This window comes from Rugamonas violacea (assembly GCF_016461825.1).
Lineage (GTDB): Bacteria > Pseudomonadota > Gammaproteobacteria > Burkholderiales > Burkholderiaceae_D > Rugamonas.
In genome coordinates, this window is record NZ_JAEMNU010000037.1 from 114,034 (window position 1) to 136,221 (window position 22,188).

At 71.3% G+C, this 22,188-nt stretch carries 14 protein-coding genes and 1 riboswitch; of the genes, 9 read left to right on the top strand and 5 right to left on the bottom strand.

Features of this window, described 5'->3' with window-relative positions; all coding sequences use genetic code 11:
- On the top strand, positions 1-739 hold a 739-nt coding region (locus H7U20_RS08125; protein ID WP_199519084.1), incomplete at its 5' end, for a rhodanese-like domain-containing protein.
- A gap of 254 nt (positions 740-993) precedes the next feature.
- A complete protein-coding gene (locus tag H7U20_RS08130; RefSeq protein WP_370593107.1) occupies positions 994-9,741 on the top strand; it encodes a GH36-type glycosyl hydrolase domain-containing protein in 8,748 nt (2,915 codons plus the stop codon).
- A gap of 178 nt (positions 9,742-9,919) precedes the next feature.
- Here H7U20_RS08130 and H7U20_RS08135 read toward each other — a convergent pair whose 3' ends face one another.
- Complete coding sequence (locus H7U20_RS08135) at positions 9,920-10,354, bottom strand: PEP-CTERM sorting domain-containing protein (protein ID WP_199519085.1); 435 nt, start codon at positions 10,352-10,354, stop codon at positions 9,920-9,922.
- Between the two features lie 131 nt (positions 10,355-10,485).
- Entirely contained in the window at positions 10,486-11,061 is a 576-nt protein-coding gene (locus H7U20_RS08140; RefSeq protein WP_199519086.1) for a TMEM165/GDT1 family protein, read from the bottom strand.
- Between the two features lie 35 nt (positions 11,062-11,096).
- Positions 11,097-11,250: riboswitch (yybP-ykoY riboswitch) on the bottom strand.
- 114 nt (positions 11,251-11,364) lie between these two features.
- On the opposite strand from H7U20_RS08140, the gene H7U20_RS08145 reads away from it, so the two are divergent.
- The 3 genes from H7U20_RS08145 to H7U20_RS08155 all read left to right on the top strand — a co-directional run bounded on the left by H7U20_RS08145 (position 11,365) and on the right by H7U20_RS08155 (position 14,710).
- Positions 11,365-13,215 carry a M1 family metallopeptidase gene (locus H7U20_RS08145; RefSeq protein ID WP_199519087.1) on the top strand — a complete coding sequence of 617 codons (1,851 nt, stop codon included), beginning with the start codon at positions 11,365-11,367 and terminating at the stop codon, positions 13,213-13,215.
- Between the two features lie 220 nt (positions 13,216-13,435).
- Positions 13,436-14,335: a hypothetical protein gene (locus H7U20_RS08150; protein WP_199519088.1), complete on the top strand. Its 900-nt coding sequence runs from the start codon at positions 13,436-13,438 to the stop codon at positions 14,333-14,335.
- Between the two features lie 12 nt (positions 14,336-14,347).
- Positions 14,348-14,710, top strand: coding sequence for a hypothetical protein (locus tag H7U20_RS08155; RefSeq protein WP_199519089.1), 363 nt, complete (start codon positions 14,348-14,350; stop codon positions 14,708-14,710).
- A 17-nt stretch (positions 14,711-14,727) separates the two neighbouring features.
- On the opposite strand, the gene H7U20_RS08160 is transcribed toward H7U20_RS08155, so the two are convergent.
- From H7U20_RS08160 to aqpZ, 3 genes are all read right to left on the bottom strand, one after another.
- Positions 14,728-16,449: a GGDEF domain-containing protein gene (locus H7U20_RS08160; protein WP_199519090.1), complete on the bottom strand. Its 1,722-nt coding sequence runs from the start codon at positions 16,447-16,449 to the stop codon at positions 14,728-14,730.
- A 214-nt stretch (positions 16,450-16,663) separates the two neighbouring features.
- On the bottom strand, positions 16,664-16,882 hold the full coding sequence (locus H7U20_RS08165) for a hypothetical protein (RefSeq protein ID WP_199519091.1): 219 nt from the start codon (positions 16,880-16,882) through the stop codon (positions 16,664-16,666).
- A 66-nt stretch (positions 16,883-16,948) separates the two neighbouring features.
- Positions 16,949-17,635, bottom strand: coding sequence for an aquaporin Z (aqpZ, locus tag H7U20_RS08170; RefSeq protein ID WP_199519092.1), 687 nt, complete (start codon positions 17,633-17,635; stop codon positions 16,949-16,951).
- 390 nt (positions 17,636-18,025) lie between these two features.
- Here aqpZ and H7U20_RS08175 point away from each other — a divergent pair, with 390 nt between their 5' ends.
- From H7U20_RS08175 to H7U20_RS08190, 4 genes are all read left to right on the top strand, one after another.
- The gene (locus H7U20_RS08175; RefSeq protein ID WP_199519093.1) at positions 18,026-19,186 is read left to right on the top strand and encodes a methyl-accepting chemotaxis protein; all 1,161 of its coding nucleotides are present in this window, start codon (positions 18,026-18,028) and stop codon (positions 19,184-19,186) included.
- Positions 19,187-19,198: 12 nt separating this feature from the next.
- On the top strand, positions 19,199-19,567 hold the full coding sequence (locus H7U20_RS08180) for a response regulator (protein ID WP_199519094.1): 369 nt from the start codon (positions 19,199-19,201) through the stop codon (positions 19,565-19,567).
- Positions 19,568-19,643: 76 nt separating this feature from the next.
- Complete coding sequence (locus H7U20_RS08185) at positions 19,644-19,961, top strand: STAS domain-containing protein (RefSeq protein WP_199519095.1); 318 nt, start codon at positions 19,644-19,646, stop codon at positions 19,959-19,961.
- Positions 19,962-20,002: 41 nt separating this feature from the next.
- Positions 20,003-22,162, top strand: a complete 2,160-nt coding sequence (locus tag H7U20_RS08190; protein ID WP_199519096.1) for a chemotaxis protein CheA — start codon at positions 20,003-20,005, stop codon at positions 22,160-22,162.
- The last annotated feature ends 26 nt before the right edge of the window (positions 22,163-22,188 follow it).

Sequence of the window (22,188 nt, forward strand, 5' to 3'; positions counted from 1 at the left end):
GGCCGGCCCGGCCGGCCGCGCCGCGCTGGCCGCCGCGCTGGCCGACAGCATGGACGGCGGCGCCGTCGACGCCTTCGGCTGGCCGGCCGGCGCCGCCGCGCTGACCTTGGCCGACGGCAGCGCCGCCGAGGCGCTGGCGCTGGGCGCCCGCACGCTGGTCTGCGCGCGGCACGCCGACGGCGGCCGCAGCTATCTGCTCGGCGCCGCCGTGGCCGCCGCCGGCGGCGCGCCGGCCGCCGCGCTGGCCGCCGACGCGGTGCGTTTCGCCTTCTGCGCTCACGCCGGGCAAGCGGGCCTGGCCGCGCTGCTGGCCGCCGACACGCTGCTCTGTCCGTCGCGCGACACGCACAACCAGTTCTGCAGCAGCCTGCGCGCGTTGCGCGCGCCGCCGCTGGCCGCGCCGGCCGACACCGCCGCGCTGCAGCTCGACGCGGCGGCGCTGGCGCAGTTCCTGCGCCGCCACCCCGACGCGCTGCTGGTCGACGTGCGCGAGCCCTACGAGTACGCCGCCGCCGCGCCGGCCGGAGCGGGCGGGCGTGGCGCGCTGAGCGTGCCGCTGAGCCGGCTGGCGGCCCAGCTCGACGAGTGGTTGCGCGGCACGCCCCGGCCGCTGGTGTTCTTCTGCCGCAGCGGCAACCGCAGCGTCAAGGCGGCGCAGTGCCTGCGCCGGCTCGGCTACGCCCAGGCCTGGAACCTGAGCGGCGGCCTGGCGCTGGCGCCGCTGGCCTGGGCCGCCTGATCGCCTGATCGCCCGCGCATCGGCGCAGCCGCGCACCCGCGCACCCGCGCACCCTAGCACCTGAGCCCCCGAGCACCTGAGTTCGCGCCGCCGCGTTTTGGCGCGGCGGCAAGTGCGCGCTGTGTACGTCTGCGCACAGTGAGCTGCCGTGCGCCCCGCTACCATGCCTTGGAACATACTTTCCATCGCGTGGTTTGCGCGCCTGCCGGCGCGTCGGCGGCGCCGGCCCCGTGGGGGCAGACAGCGAGGTCATTTTGAAACAACTCACCGCATTGCTCGCCTGGTGCAGCCCAGGTTTCCGCGAGGCGCGCTCCGGCGCCGTCCGCCCCGACGACGACGACGAGCTGCCGCTGCGCGCCGAGCTGTTCAGCGCGGCGCAAATGGCGGCCCACGGCAAGACCCTGGCCGGCCAGCACACGCTGCGCCGGCCGACCTTCTCCAGCCGCCGCGACCGCCTGCTGGCGCGGCTGGCCGAGAACGCCGAGCTGATCGGCGCCACCTGCGCCGAGCTGACCGCCGCCGTGACGGCCGGCCGGCAGGTGACGCCGGCCTCCGAGTGGCTGCTCGACAATTACTACCTGATCGAGGAGCAGATCCGCACCGCGCGGCGCCACCTGCCCAAGGGCTACAGCCGCCAGTTGCCAAGGCTGGGCGGCGCCGGCGTCGAGGGCTGCCCGCGCGTCTACAAGCTGGCGCTGGAGATCATCTCGCACGGCGACGGCCGGGTCGACCCGGAGAGCCTGCGCGGCTTCGTCGACGCCTACCAGGAGGGCGCCGCGCTCGAACTGGGCGAGCTGTGGGCGATCCCCATCATGCTGCGCCTGGCCCTGCTGGAGAACCTGCGGCGGGTCGCCGCGCGGGTCGCCGACAACCGCCGCCAGCGCGACCTGGCGGCCGACTGGGCCGAGCGGATGGGCCAGGTGGCCGAGCACAACGCCAGCGGCCTGATCCTGCTGGTGGCCGACATGGCGCGCTCCAACCCGCCCGTCACCAGCGCCTTCGTCGCCGAGCTGGCGCGCCGCCTGCAGGGGCAGAGCCAGGCGCTGACCCTGGCGCTGTCCTGGCTGGGCCACCGCCTGGCCGAGGGCGGCCTGACCATCGAGCAGCAGATCCAGAGCGAGATCCAGCAGCAGGCCGCCGAGCAGGTCTCGATCAGCAACAGCATCGGCAGCCTGCGCGTGCTCGGCAGCATGGACTGGCAGGAGTTCGTCGAGTCGATGAGCGTGGTCGAGCGCGAGTTGCGGCAGGACCCGGCCGAGGTGTATCCGCGCATGGACTTCGCCACCCGCGACCAGTACCGCCACGTCGTCGAGCGGCTGGCGCGGCGCTGCAGCCACAGCGAGGCCGAGGTGGCCGCCATGGCGCTGCGGCTGGCGCGGCTGCAGGCCGGCGGCGTCGACGCGCGCCACCACCACGTCGGCCACTACCTGGTCGGCACCGGCCAGCGCCTGCTGGCGCGCCAGTTGTGCGTGCGGCTGGCGCCCTGGCCGGCGCTGCAGGCGCGCGCCCGCGCCGCGCCGCTGGCCACCTACCTGGGCGCGACCGGCCTGCTGACCCTGGCCGTCGCGCTGCCGCTGCTGGCGCGCGCCGCCAGCGACGGCGCCCACGGCCCGGCGCTGGCCGCCCTGGCGCTGCTGGCGCCGGTCGCCGCCGCCCAGCTGGCGCTGGCCCTGGTCAACTGGGGCGCCACCCTGCTGACCCGGCCGCACCCGCTGCCGCGCATGGACCTGCGCGCCGGCGTGCCGGCCGGCGCGCGCAGCATCGTCGTCGTGCCGACGCTGATCTACAGCGCCGACAACGTCGCCGCGCTGGGCGAGCAGATGGAGGTGCGCTACCTGGCCAACCGCGATCCGCAACTGCTGTTCTGCCTGCTGACCGACTACGCCGACGCCGCCGCCGAGAGCCTGCCCGGCGACGCCGCGCTGCTGGCCCAGGCCCGCCAGTGCGTGCGCGAGCTCAACGCCCGCTACGCCGGCGCCGACGCGCCCGGCCCCTTCCTGCTGCTGCACCGGGCGCGCCGCTGGAACGCCCGCGAGGGCGTGTGGATGGGCCACGAGCGCAAGCGCGGCAAGCTGCTCGAACTGAACGGCTTCCTGCGCGGCCACGGCGGCGAGCACTTCGCCGCCGTCGAGGGCGAGGCGGCCGTGCTGGCCGCGCTGGGCACGGTCAAGTACGTCATCACGCTCGACACCGACACCCAGCTGCCGCGCGACGCCGCGCGCCAGTTCATCGCCGCCATGGAGCATCCGCTCAACGTCGCCCGTATCGATCCGCGCCGTGGCCGGGTGGTCGAGGGCTATGGCATTTTGCAGCCGCGCGTCTCGGCCAGCCTGCCCGGCGAGCGCGCCTCGCGCTACGAGAAGCTGTGCGGCGGCGAGTCGGGCATCGACCCCTACACGCGCACCGTCTCCGACGTCTACCAGGACGTGTTCTACGAGGGCTCCTTCATCGGCAAGGGCATCTACGCGGTCGACGTGTTCGAGCAGGTGCTGGCGGCGCGCCTGCCCGACAACCGCATCCTCAGCCACGACCTGATCGAGGGCTGCTACCTGCGCGCCGGCCTGCTCAGCGACGCCCAGTTGTACGAGGCCTATCCGGCCCGCTACAGCGAGGACGTGGCGCGGCGCCAGCGCTGGATACGCGGCGACTGGCAGCTGTTGTCCTGGCTGCTGCCGCGCGTGCCGGCCGGGGTCGACGGCCGCAGCCGCGAGGCCAACCCGCTGTCGGCGCTGTCGCGCTGGAAGCTGTTCGACAACCTGCGCCGCAGCCTGGTGGCGCCGACCCTGCTGGCCCTGCTGCTGCTGGGCTGGGCCCTGCCCGGCCAGGCCTGGTTGTGGAGCGGCGCCGCGCTGGCGGTGATCTTCGGCCCCGGCCTGGTCGGCGCCCTGGTCGACCTCGACCGCAAGCCGGTCGAAACCCTGTGGCGCCAGCACCTGGCCGGTTCGCTGCGGCGCAGCGGCCTGCAGTTGTCGCACGCGCTGCTGCAACTGGTGTTCCTGCCCTACGAGGCCGCCTTCAGCCTGGACGCGGCGGCGCGCAGCGCCTGGCGCCTGCTGGTCAGCCGGCGCCACCTGCTGGAGTGGCGCGCCTCGGCGCTGGCCTCGGGCGCCGACGGCCTGGCCGCCAACTGGCGCGCCATGTGGTGCGCGCCGCTGCTGGCGCTGGGCGTCGGCGCCGCGCTGGCGCTGTGGCGGCCGGCCGCGCTGGCGCCCGCCGCCGCCTTCCTGCTGGCCTGGCTGGGCTCGCCGCTGGCGGCCTGGTGGATCAGCCGGCCGGCCGCCGCCGCGCCGGACCGCCTGTCGGCCGAGCAGCACCGCTTCCTGCGCCTGCTGGCGCGGCGCACCTGGGCCTTCTTCGAGGACCACGTCGGCCCGGCCGACCACTGGCTGCCGCCCGACAACGTGCAGGAGCAGCCGCTGGCGGTGGTGGCGCACCGCACCTCGCCGACCAACATCGGCCTGGCCCTGCTGGCCAACCTGAGCGCCTACGACTTCGGCTTCGTCGGCGTCGGCACGCTGCTCGAGCGCAGCGAGCACACCCTGGCCAGCATGGCGCTGCTGGAGCGCCACCAGGGCCACCTGTACAACTGGTACGACACGCTGAGCCTGCAGCCGCTGCTGCCGATCTACATCTCCACCGTCGACAGCGGCAACCTGGCCGGCCATTTGCTGGTGCTGCAGGCCGGCCTGCTCGGCCTGCTCGAGCAGCCGCTGCTCGGCGCCCAGCTGTTCGACGGCATGGCCGTCACCGCCGCCGTGCTCGACGAGGCGCTGGCCGCCGCCGCCGCCGAACCCGGCCGCGGCCTGCCGGCGCCGCTGGGCGCCGCCGCCGCCGCGCTGCGCCAACACCTGGCCGCGGCGCCGCCGCCCGACCATCTGCCGGCGCTGCACGACTGGCTGGCGCGCGGCGCCGCCCTGGCCGAGGCGCTGCTGATCCACGTCGCCGGCCACGGCGACCCCGCCGCGCGCGACTGGGCCGCCGCGTTGGCGCACCAGTGCCGCGCCGCCCAGCGGGAGCTGGCCGAGCTGGCGCCCTGGTCGGCGTTGCCGGCCGACGCCGTGCTCGACGCCGCGCTGCTGCGCATGCCGACGCTGCGCGCGCTGGCCGGGTTGCAACCGGCCGCCGCCAGCGCCTCCGACCTGGCGCCCGACGAGCGCGCCCGCCAGCAGCAACTGGCCGAGCTGGTGGCGCTGGGCGGCGCCCGCGCCGTCAGCCGCATCGAGCGCATCGCCGCGCTGGCCGGCATGGCCCGCGCCCAGGCGCAGATGGACTACGCCTTCCTCTACAACCCCAGCACCAAGCTGCTGGCGATCGGCTACAGCGTCAGCGAGCGCCGCCTCGACGCCAGCTACTACGACCTGCTCGCCTCCGAGGTGCGGCTGGCCAGCTTCGTCGCCATCGCCCAGGGCCAACTGCCGCAGCAGCACTGGTTCGCGCTGGGGCGCCAGTTGTGCGTGGTCGGCGGCCGCCCGCTGCTGCTGTCGTGGAGCGGCTCGATGTTCGAATACCTGATGCCGCTGCTGGTCATGCCGAGCTATCCCAACACCCTGCTGACGCAGACCTACCAGGCCGTGCTCGACGCGCAGATCGACTACGGCCGCCAGCGCGGCGTGCCGTGGGGCGTCTCCGAGTCCGGCTACAACACGGTCGACGCCAGCCTGAATTACCAGTACCGCGCCTTCGGCGTGCCCGGCCTGGGCCTCAAGCGCGGCCTGGCCGACGACCTGGTGGTGGCGCCCTACGCCTGCATGATGGGCTTGATGGTGCGGCCCGAGGCGGCCTGCCAGAACCTGCAACGCATGGCCGCGCTGGGCTTGCTCGGCCGCTACGGCTTCTACGAGGCGATCGACTACACCGCCGCCCGCCTGCCGCGCGGCCACAGCGCCGCCGTGGTGCGCTCCTTCATGGTGCACCACCAGGGCATGGGCCTGCTGGCCATCGGCTACCTGCTGCACGACCGGCCGATGCAACGCCGCTTCGAGGCCGACGCCGAGTTGCGCGCCACCCTGCTGCTGCTGCAGGAGCGCATCCCGCAGGCCGGCGCCTTCCATGCCCAGCAGCAGGTCGAGGGCGAGCTGCGCAGCGGCTCGGCCGAACAGGCCGTGCCGCTGCGCGTGCTGACCCAGCCGAACACCTCGCTGCCCGAGACCCAGTTGTTGTCGAACGGCCGCTACCACGTCATGGTCAGCCACGCCGGCGGCGGGTCGAGCCGCTGGCGCGACCTGGCGGTGACGCGCTGGCGCGAGGACGGCACGCGCGACCACTGGGGCAGTTTCTGCTACCTGCGCGACGTCGAGGACGGCGCCGTCTGGTCGACCACCTACCAGCCGACCCTGGCCGCGCCGCGCAAGTACGAGGTGATCTTCTCCGAGGGCCGCGCCGAGTTCCGCCGCAGCGACCACGAGCTCGACCTGCACACCGAGATCGTCGTCTCGCCGGAGGACGACATCGAGCTGCGCCGCACCCGCATCACCAACAAGTCGGCGCGCCGCCGCGTCGTCGAGTTGACCAGCTACGCCGAGGTGGTGATGGCGCCGCCGGCGGCCGACGCCGCCCACCCGGCCTTCGGCAAGCTGTTCGTGCAGACCGAGATCCTGGCGCACGAGAACGCCATCCTGTGCGCGCGCCGGCCCCGTGGCAGGGACGAGGCGACGCCGACCATGCTGCACCTGATGACGGTGCACGACGCCAGCGTCGCCGCCGTCTCGTTCGAAACCGACCGCGCCCGCTTCATCGGCCGTGGCCGCAGCACCATCGCGCCGCTGGCCATGCGGCGGGCCGGCCCGCTGGCCGGCGGCGCCGGTTCGGTGCTCGACCCGGTGGTGGCGATCCGCTACCGCATCGTGCTCGAACCGGACCAGAGCGCCACCGTCGACATCGTCAGCGGCGTGACCGACACGCGCGAGGCGGCGCTGCACCTGATCGACAAGTACCAGGACCGCCACCTGGCCGACCGCGTCTTCGAACTGGCCTGGACCCACAGCCAGGTGGTGCTGCGCCAGCTCAACGCCAGCGAGGCCGACGCCCAGCTCTACGCCCGCCTGGCCAGCACCGTCATCTACCCCAACGCGCTGCTGCGCGCCGAGCCGGCCATCCTGCAGAAGAACCAGCGCGGCCAGTCCGGCCTGTGGGCCTACGCCATCTCCGGCGACCTGCCGATCGTGCTGCTGCAGATCCGCGACCCGGCCAACATCGAGCTGGCGCGCCAACTGGTGCAGGCGCACGCCTACTGGCGCCTGAAGGGCCTGGTGGTCGACCTGGTGATCTGGTACGAGGACCAGGCCGGCTACCGCCAGCTGCTGCACGAGCAGATCATGGGCCTGATCGCCTCCGGCCACGACGCCCAGGCGATCGACCGGCCGGGCGGCATCTTCGTGCGCCAGGCCGAGCAGATCGCCAACGAGGACCGCGTGCTGCTGCAGTCGGTGGCGCGGGTCATCATCAGCGACAGCCGCGGCACCCTGGCCGAGCAGATCAAGCGGCCCGCCGCGCCGACGCCGCGCCTGCCGCCGCCGCTGGGCGAGGGCCGCCCCGGCGGCGCCGCCCGCCCGGCCGAGCCGCCGCCCGCCGCCGATGTCGCCGCCGGCGCCGGCGCGCCGCTGCTCGACAACGGCGTCGGCGGCTTCTCGGCCGACGGCAGCGAGTACCTGATCCGCCACGGCGCCGGCCGGCGCACGCCGGCGCCGTGGTGCAACGTGCTGGCCAACGCCCAGTTCGGCAGCGTGGTGTCGGAGAGCGGCCAGGCCTACAGCTGGCACGAGAACGCCCACGAGTTCCGCCTGACGCCGTGGCACAACGACCCGGTCGGCGACGCCAGCGGCGAAGCCTTCTACCTGCGCGACGAGCACAGCGGCGAGGTCTGGTCGCCCACCGCGCTGCCGGCCGGCGGCGACGGCGAGTACCTGACCCGGCACGGCTTCGGCTACAGCGTGTTCGAGCACAGCGGGGGCGCCATCGCCAGCGAACTGACCACCTTCGTCGCCCTCGACGCGGCGCTCAAGTACAGCGTGCTGCGGCTGCGCAACGACGGCGCCCAGCCGCGCCGCCTGTCCGTCACCGGCTATGTCGAATGGGTGCTGGGCGACATGCGCAGCAAGTCCGGCATGCACATCATCACCGAGCGCGACGGCGCCAGCGGCGCGCTGTTCGCCCGCAACGCCTACAACACCGAGTTCAGCGGCCGCGTCGCCTTCTTCCACGCCGACGCCGGCCTGGCCGCCGGCGCCAGCTTCAGCGCCGACCGCGCCGAGTTCATCGGCCGCAACGGCAGCCTGGCCGATCCGGCCGCGCTGCGCCGCACCCGCCTGTCGGGCCGGCTCGGCGCCGGCCTCGACGCCTGCGCCGCGCTGCAACTGCCCTGCGAGCTGGCGCCCGGCGAGGAACGCGAGTTCGTCTTCATGCTCGGCGTCGGCGGCCGCCGCAACGCCGACGCCGGCAGCATGGTGCAGCAGCACGGCAACGCCGCCGCCGCCGCCGCCGCGCTGGCCGCCGTGCGCGCCCACTGGGCCGCCACCCTTGGCGCCGTGCGCATCGCCACGCCCGAGCCGGCGCTCGACGTGCTGGTCAACGGCTGGCTGCTGTACCAGACCATCGCCTGCCGGCTGTGGGCGCGCAGCGGCTACTACCAGTCGGGCGGCGCCTTCGGCTTCCGCGACCAGCTGCAGGACGCCATGGCGGCGCTGCACAGCGCGCCGCAGCTGCTGCGCGAGCACCTGCTGCTGTGCGCCGGCCACCAGTTCATCGAGGGCGACGTGCAGCACTGGTGGCATCCGCCGTCCGACCGTGGCGTGCGCACGCACTGCTCGGACGACTACCTGTGGCTGCCGCTGGCGGCCTGCCGCTACGTCGCCGTGACCGGCGACCTGGCCGTGCTCGACGAGACGGCGGCCTACCTGGAGGGCCGCGCCGTCAAGCCCGACGAGGACTCCTACTACGACCTGCCGAGCCGCTCGGCGCGCAGCGAGACGCTGTACCAGCACTGTGTGCGGGCGCTGCGCCACGGCCTGCGCTTCGGCGCCCACGGCCTGCCGCTGATCGGCTCCTGCGACTGGAACGACGGCATGGACAAGGTCGGCGAGCACGGCAAGGGCGAGAGCGTCTGGCTGGCCTTCTTCCTGTACGAGGTGCTGCTGCGCTTCGCCGAGCTGGCCGAGCGGCGCCAGGACGGCGTTTTCGCCGCCGAGTGCCGGGTCGAGGCCAAGCGCCTGGCCGCCAGCGTCGAGGCGCACGCCTGGGACGGCCAGTGGTACCGCCGCGCCTACTTCGACGACGGCACGCCGCTCGGCTCGCACGCCAACGCCGAGTGCCAGATCGATTCGATCTCGCAGAGCTGGGCGGTGCTGTCGGGCGCGGCCCAGCCGGCCCGCGCGCGCCAGGCGATGGAGCAGGTCGACGCCCGCCTGGTGCGGCGCGAGCACGGCCTGATCCAGCTGCTCGACCCGCCGTTCGACCGCGCCGAGCCCAACCCCGGCTACATCCGCGGCTATGTGCCGGGGGTGCGCGAGAACGGCGGCCAGTACACCCACGCCGCGATCTGGACGGTGATGGCCTTCGCCCGCCTCGGCGACAGCGAGCGGGCCTGGCAACTGCTGCGCATGATCAATCCGCTGAGCCATGCCGCCACGGCCGAGGGCTGCGCCCGCTACAAGGTCGAACCGTATGTGGTGACGGCCGACATCTACGCCGTGCCGCCCCACGTCGGCCGCGGTGGTTGGAGCTGGTACACCGGCTCGGCCGGCTGGATGTACCGCTTGATCGTCGAGGAGATGCTGGGGCTGACGCGGGCCGCCGGCCGCCTGTCGCTGGCGCCGCACCTGCCGGCCGATTGGGACGGCTTCGAGATGAGCTACCGCCACGGCGCGGCCGTCTACCGGATCGGTGTTAGCCGCGCCGGCGCCGGCGCGGTTGGCCTGAGCCTGGACGGCGTGGCCCAGCCGGACAATGGCTTCGCGCTGCTCGACGACGGCGCCAGCCATGTGGTGGAGCTGCGCCTGGCGGGCTGAGGCGGCGCCCGGCGCCGCCGAAAAAACCGGCGCCGTGGACCTGGCGCCGGCGAAAAAAAACCGGCGCCGCGTTTGCGGTGCCGGTTCTTTGTTCGGGGGGGCGGGGCTGCTGCCGGGGCGGCCTTGGCTTGAGTCCGGGTCGACCCCGGGTTGACGCCGGGTTGCGCCCGGATTGCGCTTATTCGACCACGCGGATCATGCGCCAGCGCGCGGTGGCGTTGTCGCGGCGGCGGCCGGCCAGCAGCAGGACGGCAATGCCGATCAGAAACATTGTGTATATCTCCGGCTCGGGGATGGGTTCCGCCAAGGGCTGCGCGTGGTGCGCCCGGGCTTGGGCGTTCAGTTCGGCGCGGCCGGCGCGCAAGGGCGCCGGCGCGGCGATGCCGGCGAGCGCGGCGCCGTCCAGCGTCAAGTCCAAGCCGCTTTGCAGCGCCACGAAATCGCGCAGATCGGCCTCTTCCAAACCTTCGAGCAGGGTGGGGGCCAGGGACTGGTCGATCCAGGCGGCCGGCATGGTCGATGCCGGCGCCTCGATACTGATGGTGGTGGCGCCGGCGGAGGCGCTCAGCCCCAGCATCAACGCCGCGATCGCCAGGGTGATCTGGACATTCATGCAAACCTCTTTCATTGATTTCATACTTAACAAAGATGATATCTTATCAATTTTTTGAGATCTGTGTGCGAACGCACATAAACGGACAGAAAAATAAACAAATTGGCAAGTTCCGGCGTGCCGGAAATCGACTAGAAACCCCAGCCGGCGCCCGCGCCCAGCAGCGTCGCCAGACCGAGCAGGGCGAACACGGCGGCCGCGATGCCGTGCACCAATTTCAGCGATATCCGCCCGGCGATGCGCTCGCCCAGGTAGACCGCCGGCACGTTGGCCAGCATCATGCCGACGGTGGTGCCGGCCACCACCGCCGCCAGGCTGTCGTAGCGCGCCGCCAGCGCCACCGTGGCGACCTGGGTCTTGTCGCCCATCTCGGCCATGAAGAAGGCGATCAGCGTGGTCAGGAACACGCCGTAGCCGGCCAGCTTGGTGTCGTCGTCGTCGAGCTTGTCGGGCACCAGGGTCCAGGCCGCCATCGCCAGGAAGGAGGCGCCCAGCACCCAGCGCAGCAGGTCCGGCCCCAGCAGGCCGGTGACCCAGCCGCCGACGGCGGCGGCGAAGGCGTGGTTGGCCACGGTGGCGACGAAGATCGCCAGCACGATCGGCAGGGGACGGCGGAATTTGGCGGCCAGCACGAAGGCCAGCAATTGGGTTTTGTCGCCGATTTCGGCGAGCGCGACGATGCCGCTAGAGACGAGGAAAGCTTCCATGGGAGTGGTGTGGTACGCGGGCCGGACGGTTTACCAATGATCCAGGGGCGGCTCCGGCCCATGCGGCCGCCCCTTGATCAGTGGTCTCGTCAAGTGGTTCACCATCTGCACCACGGCCTGCGGGCCGATTATGTTGATACAGATTCCGCCGGACGGGCCGACGGACGACTACTCCCCAATGTTCAACCGCGATGATACCGCAAGCCCGCCGCCCGGTCCAGCGTGCCCCTTGTGCTATTCTGCTCGGCGCCCCTGCCCTTGTCGGCAATCTTTTCTAATTGTTTATTTTTTGCGAAGACCACCATGCCCTCACCGAATCCCCTGCGCCTCGCGCTGTGTCTGTTGCTCGGCCTCGCCGCCGGCGCGCAGGCCGACCCGCTCAGCTACGCCCGCTACGACCAGGTGCGCACCAGCGACCTGCACCTCGACCTGAAGGCCGACTTCGCCAACAAGACGTTGAGCGGCTACGCCGAACTGAGCCTGAACTGGCTCGACAAGTCGGCGCGCAGCCTGGTGCTCGACACGCGCGACCTGAGCATCGCCCGCGTCCAGGTGCTGGGCGCCAACGGCAAGTGGGCGCCGGCCTCCTACATGCTCGACAAGCTGGAGGCCGACAAGGGCCGCGCCCTGCGCATCGCCGTCGCCGCCCAGCCGCAGAAGGTGCGCATCTACTACCACACGGCGCCCGCCGCCGCCGCGCTGCAGTGGATGACGCCGCAGCAGACCATGTCGGGCAAGCGGCCCTTCATGTTCAGCCAGTCCGAGACCATCAACGCGCGCTCCTGGGCGCCGCTGCAGGACACCCCGGCGGTGCGCTTCACCTACAGCGCCCGCATCGACGCGCCGGCCGGCCTGCGCGTGGTGATGAGCGCCGAGAACGACCAGAACGCCACCGGCGTCGGCGGCTGGAAGTTCCGCATGGCCCAACCGATCCCGGCCTACCTGCTGGCCATCGCCATCGGCGAGCTGGAGCTGCGCAAGCTGGGTCCGCGCTCGGCCGTCTACGCCGAGCCGGCCCGCATCGAAGCGGCCGCCTGGGAGCTGGCCGACACCGAGAAGATGATCGCCGCCGCCGAAAGCCTGTACGGTCCCTACCGCTGGGAGCGCTACGACATGATCGTGCTGCCGCCGTCCTTCCCCATCGGCGGCATGGAGAACCCGCGGCTGACCTTCCTGACGCCGACCATGATCGCCGGCGACCGCAGCCTGGTCGACCTGATCGCCCACGAGCTGGCCCATTCCTGGTCCGGCAACCTGGTCACCAACGCCTCGTGGAAGCACTGGTGGCTCAACGAGGGCTTCACCACCTATGTCACCACGCGCATCGTCGAGAGCCTGTACGGCGTCGACGTCGCCGAGATCGGCCTGCAGCTGGAGCAGGAGGAGCTGTTCGCCTCGCTGCCGGAGATCCCGCCGGCGCGCCAGGCGCTGATCAGCCGCGACCCCGACGAGCGGCCGGCCGCCACCTACACCGACGAGGGCCTGGCCTATCCGAAGGGCGCCTGGTTCCTGCGCACGCTCGAACAGCGCGCCGGCCGCGCCGTGTTCGACCCCTTCCTGCGCGGCTGGTTCGACCAGCACGCCTTCCAGTCGGCCACCACCGAGCAGTTCCTCGCCTACCTGCGCAAGAACCTGCTCGACGGCCATCCCGAGCTGATGAGCGAGGCCGAGCTCGACGAGTGGCTGCACGGCGCCGGCGTGCCGGCCAGCGCCAAGCGCGCCGTCTCGCCGCGCCTGGCCGCCGTCGACGCCCAGCGCAACGCCTGGCTGAAGGGCGAACTGGCCACCAAGGACATCGACGCCAAGGCCTGGATCGCGCCCGAGTGGATGCACTTCCTCAACGACATCAGCGGCAAGGCCACGGCGGCCCAGCTGGCCGAGCTCGACCAGCAGTTCGCCCTGGGCAAAAGCGGCAACAACGAGATCGCCTACCGCTTCTACCTGGCCTCGGTGAAGGCCGGCTACAACGTGCGCGAGCCGCTGGACAGCTTCCTGATGAGCGTGGGCCGGCAAAAATTCGTCGTGCCGCTGTACACCGCGCTGCTGAAGAAGCCGGACGACAAGGTCTGGGCCAAGGCGCTGTACGCCAAGGCGCGCGAACGCTACCACCCGGTGACCCAGGGTTCGGTCGACAAGCAGTTCGCCAAGAAGTAGGCGCGCCCCGGCGCGGGGCGGCGGACGGCGCCGCGCCGTCCGCCGCAAGCAGAGCAGGCCAGTCCCGTCGGACTGGCTTTTTTTTGTCCGCGCGTACCGCCTCGCGCTACCCCAAGTGGCATCCGATGGTGCTCCGCACAAATGACTGGAGTCTTGCCCGGTAAATTGCAACACTTTGTTTCCGGCGTGCTGAACGCCCCAAACGACAAGGAGGCAGGGCATGACGGCGAGACAGGCGATGTGGCAACGCATGACGTTGCTCGGCACTTTGTGCTGCCTGGCCGGCTCGGCCCCGGCCGCGTCGACGCCGCTGTCGCCGGCCGTGCCGCCGCCGCCGCTCGACGCCGCCGTCGCTGGCGCCGGCATCCCCGCCGTCGAGGTCAGCGGCCTGGACGATCCGTCCGAGCGGCTGTACGGCAGGATGCTCAAGGGCATGGAGCTGTTCGAGCGCTACGCCCCCCGCATGCCCGGCATCACGCTGCGCTTCCGCCTGCTCGGCTTCCCCACCGACGCCTTGCGCAAGCCGCTGCGGCTGAGTCTGATCACCGAGCAGAGCAGCGTGCCGCTGGCGTTGGCCGACGACTTCAGCTTCACGCTGCCGCAGGACGCCGCGCTGGCCGCCGCCGGCGCCCGCCTGCGCGCCAACCGCCACGCCGGCAGTGTGCTGTGGTTCGCCGACGTGCGCTCGCCCGGCGTGGCGCCGGACACCCGCCGGCTGGGCGACCTGCGGCTCGAATGCAATATCGGCGTGGTCGGCCGGGTCGCCGACTTCCCCTCGACGCCGGCCAACCTGGCGCTGGCGGCGCTGGACAATCCCTGCGGCTGGCGCGGCACCCTGTTCCCCTTCCTGGCCGAGCGCGCCGTGTTCGGCGTCAACCTGGTCAACGGCGCGCGCCACCAAAGCCTGTCCAGCGACATGTTGTACGGCGCCCAGTTGGGCACCGGCCCGCTGGCGCGCCTGTTGTACTCGGGGCGCGACTGGAGCCACTTGCGCGACCGCGCCTACCAGCTGCCGCTGTGGGACGACAGCTGGCCCGACGACACCGTCGTCACCTTTGAATACATGGACGACGGCCCGGCGCCGACGGCGTCCGCTGCCGCAGCATCGCGCGCGCCCTGAATGGAGTCGATTATGATGAATATCCTGAGCCGATTGAGCTGGGCCATGTTGCTGCTGCTGGGCGGTTGCGCCGTGGTCGGCAACGGCGCCGTCAGCCGCATGAGCCGGGGCGAGATGGACCACGCCATCAAGGTCGGCCACAGCACCAAGGCCGACATCGCCGCCGCCTTCGGCGACTCGCACGTGTTCAAGTTCGACAGCGGCTACGAGATCTGGGTCTACCGCGACCAGCAGAGCGTGCCCACCTTCGTGCGCTACATCCCGATCATCGGCACGGCCGCGCTGTTCGTGCCGGACCGCAGCCGCGAGCTGGTGCTGCTGTTCGGCAGCGACGGCGTGCTGCGCAAATACCGCCTGCACCAATCCCAGGGCTAAACGGCCTCTGGATATGACTAGCCCTCGACGCGGTTGCGGCCCAGGTGCTTGGCGCGGTACAGCGCCAGGTCGGCGGCGTGGAACAGGCTGTCGAGGGCGGCCCGCTGGCCGCTGGCGGCGGCCACGCCGAAGCTGGCGGTGATGCGCAGGATGTGGCCGTCGACCAGCGGCAGCGGCTCGGCCTCGATGGCGCGGCGCAGCCGCTCGGCCACCACGCGCGCCGCGTTCAGGTCGCAGTAGGCCGGCATGACGACGAACTCCTCGCCGCCGTAGCGGGCCAGGATCTCGCCGTCGCGCAGCTCGTGGCGCACCAGCGCGGCGACGCGGATCAGCACCTGGTCGCCGGCGTCGTGGCCGTGGCAGTCGTTGACCGACTTGAAGTGGTCGATGTCGAACAGGATCACCGCCAGCGACAAGTCCTGCTCCTGCGCGCCGCGCATGCGCAGCTGGCCGGCCACGGTGAAGGCGCGCCGGTTCAGGATGCCGGTCAGGTAGTCGGTGTCGGCGCTGCGGCGCAGCTCCTCGATCAGGTGCTGGCGCTCCTGTTCGAGGCGCTGCTTGTCGAGCGCGCCGGCGCGCAGCGCCACCAGGGCGCGCAGCAGGTCGCCCACCTCGTCGCGCCGGCCGGTGCCGCGCACCTCGCTGGCCAGGTCGCCGTTGCTCAGGTTGACCAGCGCGCGCGTCGCCCACAGCAGCGGCCGGATCACCCGGCGCCGCACGATCAGCACCAGCACCGTCAGCACCAGCAAGGTCAAGGCGCCGGTGGCGCAGGCCAGCAGCAGTTGGCGTTGCGCCGTGTCGTAGGCCTGGCGGGCCTGCTCCAGCGAAGCCTCCAGCAGCACGTCGCGCACGCGCAGGATGGGCGTCATGGTCGGCACGTAGCGCTCGGCGAACTGGCCGGTGTCCATCTGGTAGGGCAGGCCGGCGCGGCTGGCGCGCACCATCTCGGCCACCAGCGCCAGGCCGTCGCCGAAGTAGCGCTGCTCCATCGCGCGCACCGCCACCAGCAGGCGCGGGTCGGCGGCGACGCTGTTGGTGGGCAGCTTGATGAGTTGGCGCAGCTGCTCGATGCGGCCCTCGATGAACTGGATTTGCCGCTGCGCCGTGTCGTCCAGCGGCTGCCGCCCGGCCAGCGCGGCCGTCAGTTGGGAGCCCAGGCGGCCGGCGTATTCGCGCAGTTCGACGGCGAAGCGGGCGTTCTGCTGGATCACCGCGAACTGCGGATAGCGCTGCTCCGAGCTGCGCGAGAATTCGTTGACCGTCTCCATGATGATGGGCACCAGGGCGAACATCTGCTCGACGGCGGCGGTCAGTTCGGCCGGCGGCCGTTGCGCCTGCTCCAGCGCGGCCAGCTGGTCGACCGTGCGGCGCGCCGCCAGCAAGGCCGGCTGGACCCGGCGCAAGGTGGCCAGCGCGGCGGCCGACGGCGCCGGGCCGGCGTCGATGCAGGTCCGCAGGTCGGCCAGCGCGCGGTCGCTGGCCTCGCGCGCATCGGCCAGGCGCTGCACCCGCAGCGCCCGGTGTGGCAGGCCGTCGCCCATCAGGCCGTTGGCGGGGCCGCGCTCGGCGGACAGCTTCTCGGTCGCCAGCATGCTCTTTTGCACCAGTTCGAGCATGCGCAGGCCGTCGGCGGCGGCGCGGTAGTTGTTCCATTCCGTCAGCACGATGTGGCCCAGCATGGCGCCGCTGAGCAACGCCAGCACGGCGATGGAAACGGCGAACAAACGGGTCAGTTTCATGGCGGGAATTATTCTACAGTTTGCTTGGCGTGTTACCGGTAAACGTTTGCCCTCGCAAATCGTATTTTTCTAAATGGCAATATGCCACAAGACGGCCGCCGTGTCGCCCGGCATCTGACGGAGGTGGCCGGCGGCGCCACGATTGGCGCCGGCGCGGCGGCCATCGGTACAGGATTGGTCTGCTCGGCTGGCGTTGCGGTCTTGGATTGGCCTTTTAATTGCCGTGGTCGCGGCTGGCGAAGAAGTGGAGGCGCGCGCGGTGGTGCGGGAAGATGACCGGCTCGATCATCGGCTCCAGCCACGGTAACCGATCCGCGGGCGCCGAATCGGCGGCAAACTCGGCGATAAACTCGGCGATAAACTCGGCGATAAACTCGGCGCTAAACCGGCCGATCAAAGACAATAAAAAGACGATAAAAAGACAAAAAGGCAATAAAAAGGCCGGGCGGCGCTGGCGCGCCCCCGGCCGTTCAAGCGGCGGCCGTCAGGCCGGCGCGGCTCAGTCCTTCGAGCCGATCACGCGGTAGATCAGGGCGCCGATCAGCGCGCCGGCGATCGGCGCGACCCAGAACAGCCACAGCTGGCTGGTGGCCCAGTCGCCGACATACAGCGCGACGCCGGTGCTGCGCGCCGGGTTGACCGAGGTGTTGGTGACCGGGATGCTGATCAGGTGGATCAGGGTCAGGCACAGGCCGATCGGCAGCGGCGCGAAGCCGGCCGGGGCGCGGCCGTCGGTGGCGCCGAGGATGACCAGCAGGAACATCGCCGTCATCACCACTTCGGTGATCAGGGCGGCGGTCAGCGAGTAGCCGCCCGGCGAGTGCGCGCCGTAGCCGTTCGAGGCGAAGCCGCCGGCCAGGTCGAAGCCGGCCTTGCCGCTGGCGATCAGGTAGAGCACGCCGCCGGCGGCGATGCCGCCGAGCACCTGCGCGACGATGTAGGGCAGCAGCTTGTTGGCGGGGAAGCGGCCGCCGGCCCACAGGCCGATCGACACGGCCGGGTTCAGGTGGCAACCGGAGATGTGGCCGATGGCGTAGGCCATGGTCAGCACGGTCAGGCCGAAGGCCAGCGAAACGCCCAGCAGGCCGATGCCGACGCCGGGGAAGGCGGCCGCCAGCACGGCGCTGCCGCAGCCGCCCAGCACCAGCCAGAAGGTACCAAAAAATTCAGCTCCGTATTGTTTCATTGGGCTTGTTCCTATAGAAATGTTGTTGTTGAGATCGCATTGCTTTAATTATTACTTTGTAACGGTGGGAATGTACAGGCGACGGCCGAAAAAGTCCATACGCAAAGGCGGCGGGGCAGCGGGTTGCGCTCCTGCAACAGGGTGCCAGGGGCGTGGCACGGGGCGTCGGCGGCGGCGCATGTGTCGCGTGGAAATTATTTCTCTTTGGAAGTTATATACAGCGCCAGCGTGAACAACTCCAGCTACAATTGGCTTGCCAGCGAGTGCGCGGCGGAGCATTTCAAGGCTTTCCTTTCGCGCCGCGTTGGATCAGAATGGGTGGAGAAAATTTCGTAACGGCATGCCCGTTGGCGGCATGTCCCGGATGGTTTTTTCGGGGGGCGGCGTCCAGTGAAAAATATCACCAGTCTCGGCAGCGCGATCCTGCTTCCCCTCGCCCTGGCGCTGGCCGGCGCCGTCGGCACGCTGGCGGCCGGCTGGGGCCACGCCGGCTGGCTGGCCTGGTTGTGGGCCGCGCTGCTGCTGGCCGCCGGCGCCGGCGCCGCGCGCCTGCTCGGCGCCGCCCGCGGCGCGCCGGACAGCATGATCGAGCGCTACCTGGAGGGCCGCGAGCAGTTCGGCGACGCCGTGCTGCCGGTCTGGAGCCGCCACCTGGAGTCCTCGCGCAGCCAGATGGAGGACGCCGTGGCCGAGCTGGCCGGGCGCTTCTCCTCCATCGTCGACAAGCTCGACAACACCCTGCACAACGCCGGCAGCGGCCAGCGGGGCCAGGACGGCCCCTCGCTGGCCGAGGTGTTCGGCCACAGCCAGAGCCAGCTCGGCTCGGTGGTCGCCTCGATGCAGTCGGCGATGCGCTCCAAGCAAACCATGCTCGACCAGATCAAGCAGCTCGAGGCCTACACCCGCGAGCTGCGCGGCATGGCCGAGGGCGTCGCCAGCATCGCCGCCCAGACCAATCTGCTGGCCCTCAACGCGGCCATCGAGGCGGCCCGCGCCGGCCCGGCCGGGGCCGGCTTCGCGGTGGTCGCCACCGAGGTGCGCAACCTGTCGAACCGCTCGGCCGAAACCGGCCGCAGCATCGCCGAGCGGGTCGGCCAGATCAGCCGCGCCATCCTCGCCGCCAGCCAGGCGGCCGAGCTGTCGAGCGAGCAGGAGAACGCCTCGCTGCACTCGGCCGAGGGCATGATCGCCAGCGTGCTGAACGACTTCCGCCAGGTCACCGACGCGCTGCAGCAGTCGACCGAATCGCTCAAGCAGGACAGCGTGGCGATCCAGGGCGAGGTCGGCGAGGCGCTGGTGCAACTGCAGTTCCAGGACCGGGTCAGCCAGGTGATGGCCCACGTGCGCGACAACATGGACCTGCTGCCGCAACTGCTGCGCGAGAACCGCGCCCGCTACGCCGACGGCGCCGGCCTCGAACCGCTGGCCGCCGCCGCCCTGCTGGGCGAGCTGGAAAAGACCTACGCGATGGCCGAGGAGCACGCCGTGCACCACGGCGGCAAGGCCCGGCCGATCGCCGCCGCCGCCGTCGACGAGGTGACGTTTTTCTAAGGGGGGTAATGCATGGCCAAGACAATCATGGTGGTCGACGATTCGGCTTCGCTGCGTCAGGTGGTGGGGATCGCGCTCAAGGGCGCCGGCTACGACGTGATCGAGGGGCGCGACGGGGTCGACGCGCTGTCCAAATGCACCGGGCAGAAGATCCATCTGGTGGTGTGCGACGTCAACATGCCCAACATGGACGGCATCACCTTCGTCAAGGAGTTCAAGCAGTTGCCGCTGTACCGTTTCACGCCGGTGATCATGCTGACCACCGAGTCGCAGGAGAGCAAGAAGAAGGAGGGCCAGGCGGCCGGCGCCAAGGCCTGGGTGGTCAAGCCCTTCAAACCCGAGGTGCTGCTCGGCGCGGTGGCCAAGCTGGTGCTGCCCTAGGCGGCGCGCGCCCGCGCGTCGCCGCAGGTGAGCCGCCGCCTTCGATCCGATCCACCCCACCCGCCACGGAGCCGCCATGTCTGTCGATCCCAGCACCGCCGCCACCCGCCTCGCCATCGCCGGCGAGCTGACCATCTACCGCGCCGCCGAGCTGAAGGGCGAGCTGATGCTGGCGCTGGCGCGCGCGCCGCTGCTCGAGCTCGACCTGTCGGCCGTCAGCGAGCTCGACACGGCCGGCCTGCAGGTGCTGATGCTGGCCAAGCAGCACGCCACCACGCTGGGCCACCAACTGCGCCTGGTCGGCCACAGCGCCGCCGTGCTGGAGATCTTCGACATGCTGGACCTGGGCGGCTACTTCGGCGACGCCCTGCTGGTGTCCGCCGCCGCCCACTGATACCGCCGACGATACCGCCGACCTGCCTAGCGAGGTAAGCCATGAACCTGGACCAAGCGCTGCAAACCTTCATCGTCGAGAGCCGCGAGCTGCTCGAGGAGATGGAGAACGCCCTGCTCAACGTCGACCTGGCCGGCGACCAGGGCGAGGCGATCAACGCCATCTTCCGCGCCGCCCACACCATCAAGGGCTCGGCCGGGTTGTTCAGCCTGGACCACATCGTCGCCTTCACCCACGTCGTCGAGAGCCTGCTCGACGAGGTGCGCGACGGCCGCGTCGTGCTGGTCGACGAGATGATCGTGCTGCTGCTGTCCTGTTGCGACTACCTGTCCGGCCTGATCGACGGCCTGGCCGCCGGCGTCACCGAGGCCGACCCGGCCAACGCCGCCGAGGACGCCGCCCTGGTGGCCCAGTTGCGCCGCCACATGAGCGCGCCCGGCGCCGGCCACGGGCCGGCCGCCGCCGGCGCCAGCCCGCTGGTCGAGGTGGCGCCGCCCGGCGTCGAACGCATGGGCGGCGAGTCCGGCGAGCGCGACCACTGGCACATCTCGCTGCGCTTCGGCCGCGGCGTGCTGCAGAACGGCATGGACCCGATCGCCTTCCTGCGCTACCTGGCCAAGCTGGGCCGCATCGTCGGCATCGCCACCGTCGACGCGCTGCCGCCGGCCGAGCAGATGGACGCCGAGCTGTGCTACCTGGGCTTCGAGATCGCCTTCGACAGCCAGGCCGACAAGGAGACCATCGAGGCGGTCTTCGAATTCGTCCACGACGACTGCGTGATGCACATCCTGCCGCCGCACAGCCGGGTCTCGCGCTACGTCGAGCTGATCCGCACCCTGCCCGAGCAGGACGCCCGCCTGGGCGAGATCCTGGTGCGCTGCGGCAGCGTCACGGCGCGCGAGCTGGAGCAGGCGCTGGCCAGCCAGGACGCCGCCAGCGGCCAGATCGGCTCGATCCTGGTCGGCGCCGGCAACGTGCCGCCGGTGGTGGTCGAGGCGGCGCTGGCCAAGCAGAAGCAGGCCAGCGAGCAGAAGGCGCAGGAGAGCCGCTCGATCCGCGTCGACTCCGACAAGCTGGACCGCCTGATCGACCTGGTGGGCGAACTCATCATCGCCGGCGCGCGCGCCAACCTGATCGGCCAGCGCATCCACAACGTCGAGCTGCAGGAATGCACCTCGGTGCTGTCCGGCCTGGTCGAGGAGGTGCGCGACGCCGCCCTCGAACTGCGCATGGTCAAGATCGGCGCCACCTTCAACCGCTTCCAGCGCGTCGTGCACGACGTCGCCCGCGAGCTGGGCAAGGACATCGGCCTGGCCGTCGACGGCGAGGACGCCGAACTCGACAAGACCGTCGTCGAGAAGATCGGCGACCCCTTGATGCACCTGGTGCGCAACGCCATGGACCACGGCATCGAGCCGGCCGAGCTGCGCCTGGCGCGCGGCAAGCCGGCCCGCGGCCTGATCTCGCTGAACGCCTTCCACGAATCGGGCAGCATCGTCATCGAGGTCAGCGACGACGGCGGCGGCCTGCAGAAGGAGCGCATCCTGGCCAAGGCGATCGAGCGCGGCCTGGTCGAGCCGGAGCGCAAGCTGTCCGACGGCGAGATCTACAACCTGATCTTCGAGGCCGGCTTCTCGACCGCCGAAAAGATCACCAACCTGTCCGGCCGCGGGGTCGGCATGGACGTGGTCAAGCGCAACATCACGGCCCTGCGCGGCAGCGTCGAGGTCGACAGCAAGGAGGGCGCCGGCACCATCGTCACGGTGCGCCTGCCGCTGACCCTGGCCATCATCGACGGCTTCCTGGTGCAGGTCGGCGGCTCGGTGTTCGTCATCCCGCTCGACATGATCGAGGAGTGCATCGAGTATGCCGCCGAGCCGGGCCAGGACTACTGCAACCTGCGCGGCCAGGTGCTGCCCTTCATCCGCCTGCGCCAGTTGTTCGCGCTGGACGGCCAGCCGACGCGGCGCGAAAGCATCGTCGTGCTGAAGTTCGGCAACCAGCGCGCCGGCCTGGTGGTCGACACCCTGCTGGGCGAGTTCCAGACCGTCATCAAGCCGCTCAGCCCGATCTTCTCCGAAGTCAAATGCATCAGCGGCTCGACCATCCTGGGCAGCGGCGACGTCGCCCTGATCCTCGACGTCGCCGCCTTGATGGGCCAGGTCGGCGGCAAGGGCGCGGCCCAGCTGGCCGCCGCCTGAGCCGGCCGCCTTTCAACCTTTCGTGG